7 protein-coding genes are annotated in these 10,520 nt (G+C 68.2%); 6 read left to right on the top strand and 1 reads right to left on the bottom strand.

Features of this window, described 5'->3' with window-relative positions; translation table 11 throughout:
• The first annotated feature begins 3 nt into the window (after positions 1-3).
• Positions 4-1,401 carry an efflux transporter outer membrane subunit gene (locus tag ACIP21_RS25435; RefSeq protein WP_400693669.1) on the top strand — a complete coding sequence of 466 codons (1,398 nt, stop codon included), beginning with the start codon at positions 4-6 and terminating at the stop codon, positions 1,399-1,401.
• Positions 1,402-1,537: 136 nt separating this feature from the next.
• Here ACIP21_RS25435 and ACIP21_RS25440 read toward each other — a convergent pair whose 3' ends face one another.
• Entirely contained in the window at positions 1,538-3,166 is a 1,629-nt protein-coding gene (locus ACIP21_RS25440; RefSeq protein WP_400693672.1) for a PvdJ/PvdD/PvdP-like protein, read from the bottom strand.
• A gap of 199 nt (positions 3,167-3,365) precedes the next feature.
• Between ACIP21_RS25440 and pvdM the strand changes: the two genes are divergently transcribed.
• The 5 genes from pvdM to ACIP21_RS25465 form a co-directional block, all read left to right on the top strand.
• Positions 3,366-4,712, top strand: a complete 1,347-nt coding sequence (pvdM, locus tag ACIP21_RS25445; RefSeq protein WP_400693675.1) for a pyoverdine-tailoring dipeptidase-like protein PvdM — start codon at positions 3,366-3,368, stop codon at positions 4,710-4,712.
• A 17-nt stretch (positions 4,713-4,729) separates the two neighbouring features.
• Positions 4,730-6,013 carry an aminotransferase class V-fold PLP-dependent enzyme gene (locus tag ACIP21_RS25450; protein ID WP_400693678.1) on the top strand — a complete coding sequence of 428 codons (1,284 nt, stop codon included), beginning with the start codon at positions 4,730-4,732 and terminating at the stop codon, positions 6,011-6,013.
• 41 nt (positions 6,014-6,054) lie between these two features.
• Positions 6,055-6,936, top strand: a complete 882-nt coding sequence (locus ACIP21_RS25455) for a formylglycine-generating enzyme family protein (protein ID WP_400693681.1) — start codon at positions 6,055-6,057, stop codon at positions 6,934-6,936.
• A gap of 73 nt (positions 6,937-7,009) precedes the next feature.
• Complete coding sequence (locus ACIP21_RS25460; RefSeq protein ID WP_400693684.1) at positions 7,010-8,665, top strand: cyclic peptide export ABC transporter; 1,656 nt, start codon at positions 7,010-7,012, stop codon at positions 8,663-8,665.
• Positions 8,666-8,784: 119 nt separating this feature from the next.
• The coding region (locus ACIP21_RS25465; RefSeq protein ID WP_400693685.1) for a condensation domain-containing protein at positions 8,785-10,520 on the top strand (1,736 nt) is incomplete at its 3' end.

Raw genomic sequence — 10,520 nt, forward strand, 5'->3', positions numbered from 1 at the left:
CCCATGAATCTGCCAAGCCGTATCAGCCTGTTGACCCTGAGCTTTGCCCTCGCCGCCTGCAGTACAGCCCCGGCACCAGCCAGCGGCATCGCGGCGCCCACGGCCTGGCAAGGCCGCACCGACGCCGGCCAGTTGCCCACGGCCCAGTGGTGGCAGGCCTTCGCCAGCCCCGAGCTGGACCAGTTGATCCAGCGCGCCCTGGCCAATGCCCACGACCTTGCCGCCGCCACCGCGCAGGTACGCCAGGCCCAGGCGCGCGCCGTGATCGCCGGCGCCCCGCTGCTGCCGGAGCTGCAGCTGGGCCTGGATGGCAGTCGCCAGCACCTGCTTCACGGCCCAGGCAACGATCCGTTGGACGTCAGCAGAAGCCTGCGCACCTACAGCACCTACGGCCTGCAACTCACCGCCAGCTACGAGCTGGACTTCTGGGGCGGCCTGCGCGCCGCACGGGCCAGCGCCCTGCATGAGCTGGACGCCAGCCGCTTCGACCGCCAGACGGTGGAACTGACCCTGGTCAGCGCCGTGGCCAATGCCTACCTGCAAGGCCTGGCCCTGGAAGAACAGTTGCGCATCGCCCGCCTCAACCTGCGCAATGCGCGTGACGTGCTGAACCTGGTGCAGACCCGCCAGCAGGCCGGCTCCGCCACACGCCTGGAACTGGCCCAGCAGCGCAGCCTGGTGGCCGCCCAGGAGCGCCAGGTCCCGCTGCTCGAGCAGCAATGGCAAGATAGCCGCGTGACCCTCGCCACCCTGCTCGGCGACCCGGTGCAGGCACTGCCCGCCAGCCACCAGGCGCTGGCCAGCGTGCAATGGCCCGGCATCGGCAGCGGCGTGCCCAGCGAGCTGCTGAGCCGCCGCCCGGACATCGCCGCCGCCGAGGCGCGCCTGGCCGCGGCCAACGCCAATATCCAGGTAGCCCGCGCGGCCATGCTGCCCAAGCTGACCCTGGGCGCCAGCCTCGGCACCGGCGCCAACGCCTTCGCCGAGGTGCTCGACAGTTCCGCCTACACCCTCACCGCCGGCCTGCTCGCGCCGGTGTTCAACAACGGCCGGCTGCGCGCCGAGCGGCAACTGGCCGAGGCCGAGCAGGCGCAACTGCTGGAGAACTACCGCAGCAGCATCCTCGCCGGCTTCGCCGATGTGGAGAAGGCGCTCAACGCCATCCACGGCGTGGACCGCCAGCGCCTGTGGCAGGACCAGGAAGTGCAGGAAGCGCGCACCGCCTTCGACCTGGCCCAGCAGCGCTATGGTGCGGGCGCCGAGACCTTGCTCACCGTGCTGGAAACCCAGCGCACCCTGTATGGTGCACAGGATCAGCAGGCGCAGTTGCGGTTGGCCCGGTTGCAGGGCAGCGTGGCGTTGTACAAGGCGTTGGGTGGGGGCTGGCGGGTGCAGCGCTGACCGCGTTCGGCCTTTCGCGGGCAAGCCCGCTCCCACAGGGCTCTGCACAGGTCGCAAGGCTGTGGGAGCGGGCTTGCCCGCGAATCAGGCGACGCGGTAAATGGCATGGGACAAGCCCACGCCATCGTACGCCCTGTCAGCGCTGCGCCAGCTTCATGTTGCGCGCATACCACGGCCGTTGCGGCACCTTCGAGCGCACCCGGTCGAACAGGTCGTCGTCGCCAAAGATGATGCGCAAGGCGAGTTTCATGGTCTCCGGGTCCATCTCCACGCTGCGCCCCGGCCGCAACCCGGACACCGTCGAGCAACCATGGGTGTCCGGCCCAAGCCAGGGGTCGGACACCTCGACCCAGCGCCCCGGCGCGAACCACGGCACACCGTTGACCTCGGCCCGTCGCACCTGCCCGGGATGCGCCCGCTCATGGGCGCGAAACCAGTCCTCGATGCGGTCGTCGATCCAGCCGTGGAAATGCCAGAACACCGGGTTCACATGGGACGAGAACGGATCTCCGAGGAAGTCGTTCTCAGGCTCGAACCAGCGCGCGGCGAAGTCTTCCGGCTTGCGTGCGAACGGCACCGGCAGGCCGCTGGAAGGGTCGCGCGGCACCGAAGCCCAGCGCATGTGCAACCAGTCATGGATGCCCAGTTCCATCTCCGAGCCGAACTGCCCCAGGGTCACCGAGCTCAGGTAGTGCGGGTCGGTGTACTTCGACTCCCACACCTGGAAGTTGCCGTGGAAGGTGTCCGGCGTCTTGATGTCGCGCACCCACTGGGTGTAGGCGGCATCACCCGACGCCAGCCAGGTCGGTGGCAGGGCCGTGCCATCGTGGTTGTCGAAGTAACGGGCGAAACCCACGCGGTCGCGTTCGAGCTCCGGCTGCGGCAGTGGCAGGCGCGTCCACGACGGCAGGTCCTGAAGGGCACGGGCAGCCTGCAGCATGTGCCGGTGCATGAAGAAGAAGTCCTCCCCCGAGCCATTGCGGTCCTTGAGCCGCCCCCGGGCCTCGCGCTCCTGGTCGCGCGGGCCGGGCTGCCAGCCCAGGCCGCGTACGGCCGCCTGCTTGTCCTTGGCAAGCTTGTGCCACTTGTCCCGCGAGGCATGCCACAGCTGGTGAAACAGCCGATGCTCCGGGGCGATCAGCCAGGCCTGCAGGGCCGGTGACAGCGGCGTGCGCTCGCGAGCCTCGGGGAAGCGCTGCTTGAGTGCGAGAAACTGACTGTCCTCGACCGGCAAGGTCAGCGAGCGGCTGAGCGGCGCGATGTGGCCATTGAGAGTCGCCTGCCCGGCATTGCCGAACCCGCCCCAGGCTTCGTCCAGCTTCACCCTGCATTGATAGTCGGCCTGCGCGTCACCCGGTCGGGTCGAGAACAGTCGCCAGCGCAAGGTTCGCGTGGCGTCCGCCAGCAGGTCGCCGACCACGCGGTAGCGCGGCTCGTCGGCGCCACGCAGGCGCTCGGGGGTATCCAGGTAGCCGCGCAGGCCGCGTCCCGTCGGCGCCACATCGAGAAACATCTCCAGCTCGCCGGCAGGCAAGCCAAGCAACCCGGCATCGGCGCCGCGCAGGCTGAAACGCCAGATGCCGCGCAAGGTATCACCCAGCTGCTGCAACGGCGCGTCGGCCAGTTCCACCACCGCTTCACCCGGAGTCTCCGGAAACTCTTCGTCGAACCGCTGGCGCTGCACATGCCGTGCATACAACGCCCCGGGCACCACCACGCCCGTCAATGCCACACCGGCGATGAACCCGCGTCGAGAAATCGTCATTGCCACTACCTGAGCATTCATTGCGGCCATGGGGCACGGCCTGTCCAAGGCTAGAACGTTGTGCCCGACGGGAAATTTACCGATGACGGCGACGATAAATTTGCCTGTCGGTCATTCGTCCACCTGATACCCAAGCCCTGCCCGGGCAGCCATCGCGCTGTCGGCAGGGCCCCATGACCCACCGCGCAACGAGATGGCAATGACCAAGACCCGTTCCCGCAAAGCCTTGTACATCGGCCTGCCCCTGGCCCTGACGGTTGCCCTGGGCAGTGCCGCCGGCTTCTTCTACTGGCGCCACCTGCACGCCGGCTACCCGCTGAAGATCGTGCGCCAGGCAGACGCGCTGCACGACCACATGCTGTCGTTCGACAGCCACCTCACCGTGCCGCTGTCGATGGGCAGCGAAGGCCATGAAGTCGACAAGGACGGTCCCGGCCAGTTCGACCTGGTCAAGGCCAACCGCGGACGCCTGTCGGGTGCGGCGCTGACCATCTTCGGCTGGCCGGAGATCTGGAACGGCCCCAACGCACCGCACCGTCCCACCCCGGGCTTCGTCGACGCCGCCCGCCAGGAGCAGGAAGCGCGCTACAAGATCATCAGCGGCATGGTCCGCGACTTCCCCAACCAGGTCGGCATCGCCTACACCCCCGACGACTTCCGCCGCCTCAACGGCGAAGGCAAGTTCGCCATCTTCATCAGCATGCTCAACGCCTACCCGCTGGGCCACGACCTGTCACAGCTGGACCTGTGGGCGGCGCGCGGCATGCGCATGTTCGGCTTCAGCTACGTCGGCAACAACGACTGGGCCGATTCGTCGCGGCCGCTGCCGTTCTTCAACGACACCGCCGACGCCCTCGGCGGCCTGTCGCCACTGGGTGAACAGGCGGTACGCCGGCTCAACGACCTGGGGGTGATCATCGACGTGTCGCAGATGTCGACCCTGGCGCTCGAAGACGTCGCCCGCCTGACCCGCGCGCCGATCGTCGCCTCGCATTCGGCGCCACGGGCCTTCGTCGACATCCCGCGCAACCTCTCCGACAAGGAGATGCAACTGATCAAGGACAGTGGCGGGGTGATCCAGGTGGTCGGCTTTGGCCAGTACCTCAAACCGCTGACCCAGCCCGTGGTGAACAAGCTCGACGCCCTGCGCGCGCGCTTCGACCTGCAGCCCCTGCAAGGCCTTACCAACGCCCTGATGCCGGGCGACGCGGTGATCGCCGCCTGGCCCGAGGCGCGCTTCGGCGAGTACGCCAGTTCCCTCTACGGCATCCTCGAAGAGGAACCCAAGGCCACCCTCAAGCAATACGTCGACGTCATCGACTACACGGTGCGCAAGGTCGGCATCGACCACGTCGGCATCGCCTCCGACTTCAACGACGGTGGCGGCCTGGACGGCTGGAACGATGTCAGCGAAATCCGCAACGTCACCGCCGAACTGCTCACCCGAGGCTACAGCGAAACGGACATCGCCAAGCTCTGGGCCGGCAACTTCCTGCGAGCCTGGGACCAGGTGCAGAAAGCCGCCCACCCCGTCGCCAACCGCTGATCCGAGCCCTGCCCATCATGAGCAACCGCCGCACCTTCCTGAAACAGGCCGGCCTGCTGGCCGCCAGCCTGCCGCTGCTGCCCGAGGCCCTGGCCACCCCCGCCCAGCCGCCCACCCCTTCACTGGCCGGCAGCGACAAGTGGCGCAACCTGCGTGAGCTATTCCCGCTCGACCCGCAGATCGCCCATTTCGCCAACTTCCTGATCACCGCCCACCCGCGCCCGGTGCAGGCGGCGATCGACCGCCACCGCGCCGACCTCGACCGCAACCCTGCCGCCCTGATGGACTGGGAGAGCCAGTACGAATGGCAGCGCGAGGACGAAGTGCGCGAGTGGGCCGGGCGCTACCTGGAAGTCGGCCCGCGCCAGGTTGCCCTCACCGGCAGCACCACCGAAGGCCTGGCGATGATCTACGGCGGGCTCAAGGTCGGTGCCGACCAGGAGATCCTGATCACCGAGCACGAGCACTATTCGGCGCACAAGACCCTGGCCTTCCGCACCCAGCGCCAGGGCACCGCGGTGCGCAAGATCCGCCTGTTCGACAACCCCTGGACGATCTCCAGCGACCAGGTGCTGAGCACCCTCGACAAGGCCATCCGCCCCAACACCCGGGTGCTGGGCATGACCTGGGTGCACTCGGGCAGCGGCGTGAAATTGCCCGTTGGCGAAATCGGCGAGCTGGTGCGCCAGCACAACCGCAACCGCAGCGACGCCGAGCGCATCCTCTACGTGGTCGACGGCGTGCACGGCTTCGGCGTGGAAAACGTGCGCTTTGCCGACTTCAACTGCGACTACTTCATCGCCGGCACCCACAAGTGGATGTTCGGCCCGCGTGGCACCGGCATCATCTGCGCCGCCTCCACCGGCATGGAGCACCTGACCCCGAGCGTCGCCACCTTCTCCCGCGATGAAGACTTCGCCACCATCATGACCCCCGGCGGCTACCACGCCTTCGAATACCGCTGGGCCGCCAGCGAAGCCTTCAAGCTGCACCTGGCGCTGGGCAAGGCCGACGTGCAGCAGCGCATCCACCAGCTCAACGACCTGCTCAAGGCGCGCCTGACCGAACACCCCCAGGTGCAGCTGGTGACACCGCGCAGCGAGCGTTACTCCGCCGGTTTCACCTTCTTCCGTATCAAGGACCGCGACCCCGACGCCGTCGCCGCCCACCTCACCGCCAACCGGGTGATGTGCGACGCGGTGTACCGCGACGTCGGCCCGGTGATCCGTCTGGCCCCGGGCCTGCTCAACGACGAGCAGCAGATCGAACGGGCGATGCAGCTGATCGTTTCACAACTTTGAACTCACCACTCTGAACTCACCATTCTGAACAAGGCATTCCCATGAGCGCTCCCCTGCACCGCCTGACCCTGGCCGCCCTGCTGGCCGCCTGCAGCCTGCCAGCCCTGGCCGCGCAGCCCGCCGACAAGCCCGGTACGGTGTTCCGTGACTGCGACAAGTACTGCCCAGAGATGGTCGTGCTGCCCGCCGGCACCTTCAAGATGGGCACCCCGGCGGATGAAATGGGCCGCCAGGACGACGAAGGCCCACAACATGACGTGACCTTCGCCAAGCCCTTCGCCATCGGCCGCTTCCAGGTCACCGCCGGCGAGTGGGACGCCTACCTCAAGGCCAGCGGCACGCGCATCGCCGATGGCGACGACCGCCCCGGGCGCCGCTGCACCGCCAGCAAGCCCAGCTACAAGCAAGGGCCACGGCAGCCGGCGGTGTGCATGACCTATCTCGACGTGCAGGACTACGTGGCCTGGCTGTCGAAAAAAACCGGCAAGCAGTACCGCATGGTCAGCGAAGCCGAGCGCGAATACGCCGCCCGCGCTGGCAGCACCGGCATGTTCCCCTTCCCCATCGACCCCGACGCCACCCTGGAAATCAGCCAGCACGCCAACGTCTACGGGCCCAAGGACGGCTACAGCTTCAGCTCGCCGGTGGGCAGCTACCCGGCCAACGCCTTCGGCGTCCACGACATGCACGGCAACGTCTATGAGATGGTCGCCGACTGCTACCACAACAGCTACGACGGCGCCCCGGCCGACGGCAGCGCCTGGGGCCAGGCCAGCCGCGCCGCCGACAGCTGCAAGGTGGTGAGCATCCGCGGCAACGACTGGGGCGAGGCACCGATCTTCTCCCGCTCGGGCAACCGCAACACCAACTATCCCACCCGCCAGGGCGACTGGCTGGGCTTCCGGGTGGTCCGCGAGCTGTGACGGCACGCGGTTAAATTGCCCTGCGCGGCACTCGTCCTAAACGGTGTATCCGTCTCTGATCCAGGAATCCAACATGACCTCCAAACCCCGCGGGGCCCTGAGCGAGCTGTTCGCCCTGCTCAAGCCCTTCTGGCCGATCGTCACCCTGTCGGTCGTCATGGGCATGGTCGGCGGCCTCAGCGTCACCGCGCTGCTGGCCACCATCAACAGCGGCCTGCACGCCGAAGGCGGCCTGAGCAATGGCGTGATCCTCGGTTTCGCCGGGCTCTGCGCGCTGGCCCTGGCCTGCTCGATCTGCTCGGACATCGGCACCAACTACGTCGGCCAGCACATCATCGCCCGGCTGCGCAAGGCCCTGGGCGAGAAGGTGCTGTCGGCACCCATCGAGCAGATCGAGCGTTTTCGCAGCCACCGCCTAATCCCGGTGCTGACGCACGACGTCGACACCATCAGCGACTTCGCCTTCGCCTTCGCGCCGCTGGCCATCTCGCTGACCGTGACCCTCGGCTGCCTGGGCTACCTGGCCACCCTGTCGCTGCCGATGTTCCTGATGATGCTGCTGGCCATCGGCATCGGCAGCATCATCCAGTACATCGCCCGCGGCCGCGGCATCAAGGGCTTCATGGCCGCCCGCGACGCCGAGGACCGCCTGCAGAAGCACTACCACGCCGTGGCCGAGGGTGCCAAGGAACTGCGCATCCACCGCCCGCGCCGCCAGCGCATGTTCCGCCAGGGCATCCAGGACACCGCCGACGAGATCTGCGCCACCCAGGTGCGCTCGATCAACACCTTCGTGATCGCCAAGAGCTTCGGCTCGATGCTGTTCTTCGTGGTCATCGGCCTGGGCCTGACCCTGCAGTTCCTCTGGCCCAGCGCCGACCCCAAGGCGGTCAGCGGCTTCGTCCTGGTGCTGCTGTACATGAAGGGCCCGCTGGAACACCTGATCGGCACCCTGCCGGTGGTCAGCCGTGCGCAGATCGCCTTCCGCCGCATCGCCGAACTCAGCGAACAGTTCTCCTCGCCCGAGCCGCACCTGCTGCTGGACGACCACGGCAGCGAGCCGGTGCGGGTCGACAGCCTGGAACTGCGCGAGGTCAGCTATGCCTACCAGCCAAGCCCCGGCGCCCAGCCGTTCCAGGTGGGCCCGGTGAACCTCAACATCGCCCACGGCGACATCGTCTTCGTGGTCGGCGAGAACGGTTGCGGCAAGACCACCCTGATCAAGCTGCTGCTGGGCCTGTACCCGCCGCAGCAGGGGCAGATCCTGCTCAATGGCCAGGCCATCGATGCCGCCGCGCGCGACGACTACCGCCAGCTGTTCACCACGGTGTTCGCCGACTACTACCTGTTCGACGACGTGGTGCAGGGCGACACGCACATCCCCGAGGATGCCAACCGCTACCTCGAACGCCTGGAGATCGCCCACAAGGTCAGCGTCAAGGACGGCGCCTTCAGCACCACCGACCTGTCCACCGGCCAGCGCAAGCGCCTGGCGCTGGTCAACGCCTGGCTCGAGGAACGCCCGGTGCTGGTGTTCGACGAGTGGGCCGCCGACCAGGACCCGACGTTCCGGCGCATCTTCTACACCGAGCTGCTGCCCGACCTCAAGCGCCTGGGCAAGACCATCATCGTCATCTCCCACGATGACCGTTACTTCGACATCGCCGACCAGCTGGTGCGCCTGCAGGCCGGCCAGGTGGTGGTAGAAGCCGCCCCCGCCCTCGCCTGAAATCCGCCAGGCGCGCCCCGTGCGCGCCTGGCGCGGCCGTTGCGTCGCCCGCCTAAATCACCCCACGGTCCCTTCGTCTCTCTCAGTACGCTTAATTCTCCAGTGATGGCGAGACCGAGATGACATCCCACGACCACTCCACCGATGACGCCCTGCTGGCCCTGCTCTGCGAGCTCGACGCACCCTCCGCCACCCCTGCCGGCATCATTGCCCAGGGCGCCGACGACGCGCCGCTGTCGTTCGCCCAGGAGCAGCTGTGGCTGCTCGCCCAGCTCGACCCCGACGCCGCCACCTACAACCAGCCGCGCGCCTTCGCGCTGCACGGTGCGTTGCACGCCGCCGACCTGCAGCAGGCCCTGGACCGGGTCATCGACCGTCACGACATCCTGCGCTCGCGCATTGCCGAGGTGCAGGGCCAGCCACGCCTGCTGGTCGATCGCGAGGCGCGGTTGAACCTGCGCAGCGTCGACCTGCGCGGCCAGCCACCGCACGTGCTGCAGCAGGCGCTGGAAGCAGAGGCCGCCACGCCGTTCGACCTCGCCCAGGCGCCACTGCTGCGCGCCTGCCTGTACCAGCTGGGTGCCGAGCACCATGTGCTGGCGTTGACCAGCCACCACAGCATCAGCGATGCCTGGTCCAACCCGTTGCTGCTGCGCGACCTGGCACAGGCCTATGGCGATGGCCAGGCCCTGCCGCGCCCGGCCGTGCAGTACCACGACTATGCCCACTGGCAACGCGGGGCTTACCTGGGCAGCCCGGCCCAGGCCCAGGCCGCCGCCTACTGGCGCGACTACCTGCACGGTGGCATCAACCTGCTCGAACTGCCCACCGACCACCCGCGCGACAACCGCCCGCCAGTGGCCGCGGGCAACTGCGAGTTCGCCCTGCCGCCGGCCCTGTTCAGCCAGCTGCAAGCCGCCTGCCGGGCCAACGGCCTGACCCCGTTCATGGTGTTGCTGGCCGCCTGGCAACTGGTGCTCGGCCGCCACAGCGGCCAGGACGATTTCATCGTCGGCGTGCCCAACGCCGGGCGCAACCAGGAGCAGGTGCAGGAACTGATCGGCTTCTTCGTCAACAGCCAGATCCACCGCGCCCGCCTCGACCCACGGCAGACCGTGGCCGGCCTGCTCGACCAGGTACGTCGCCATGCCCTGGCCTGCCTGGAACACGCCGATCACCCGCTGGAGCAAGTGGTTGCCGAGCAGCGCCAGGGCGCCACCGGCGCGCTGCTCCACGCCCTGTTCAACTGGACCAGCGACAACGCCGAACAGGCCACCCCAGGCTTCGCCGGCCTGCGCATCGAGGCGCTACCAGGCGCACCCGCTGCGGCCAAGTTCGACCTCAGCCTGAACATCCAGGCCGGCCGCGAGCAACTGCGCATCTGCCTCGAATACGATGCCGCGCTGTTCGACGCCGCAACTGCCCAGCGCCTGGGCCAGGACTGTCTGGCCCTGCTCCAGGCCATGCTCGACAACCCGCAGTGCGCGCTCGGTGAACTGCAACTGCCCTCCACCGCCCAGCACCAGCAGTTGCAGGAACAGTGGAACGCCACCGCCCACAGCTACCCCGCCGCACCGTCGATCCACGCCCTGATCGAAGCCCAGGTACGCAGCACACCCGACGCCACCGCGCTGGTGTTCGGCGAACGCACGTTGAGCTATGCCCAGCTCAACCGCCAGGCCAACCAGCTGGCCCATGCCCTGATCGCCCAGGGCGTGCGCCAGGACACCCCGGTCGGCATCGCCGCCGAACGCAGCCTAGAGCTGGTAGTCGGCCTGCTCGCCATCCTCAAGGCCGGTGGCGCCTATGTGCCGCTGGACCCGGAATACCCCGCCGAACGCCTGAGCTACATGTT

The organism is Pseudomonas sp. NPDC089401 (genome assembly GCF_044749485.1).
GTDB lineage: Bacteria > Pseudomonadota > Gammaproteobacteria > Pseudomonadales > Pseudomonadaceae > Aquipseudomonas.

Excerpts from the sequence above, each read along its gene's own strand:
- ACIP21_RS25435 (WP_400693669.1), top strand. The coding sequence starts at position 4 with ATGAATCTGCCAAGCCGTATCAGCCTGTTGACCCTGAGCTTTGCCCTC.
- ACIP21_RS25440 (WP_400693672.1), bottom strand. The coding sequence starts at position 3,166 with ATGACGATTTCTCGACGCGGGTTCATCGCCGGTGTGGCATTGACGGGC.
- pvdM (WP_400693675.1), top strand. The coding sequence starts at position 3,366 with ATGACCAAGACCCGTTCCCGCAAAGCCTTGTACATCGGCCTGCCCCTG.
- ACIP21_RS25450 (WP_400693678.1), top strand. The coding sequence starts at position 4,730 with ATGAGCAACCGCCGCACCTTCCTGAAACAGGCCGGCCTGCTGGCCGCC.
- ACIP21_RS25455 (WP_400693681.1), top strand. The coding sequence starts at position 6,055 with ATGAGCGCTCCCCTGCACCGCCTGACCCTGGCCGCCCTGCTGGCCGCC.
- ACIP21_RS25460 (WP_400693684.1), top strand. The coding sequence starts at position 7,010 with ATGACCTCCAAACCCCGCGGGGCCCTGAGCGAGCTGTTCGCCCTGCTC.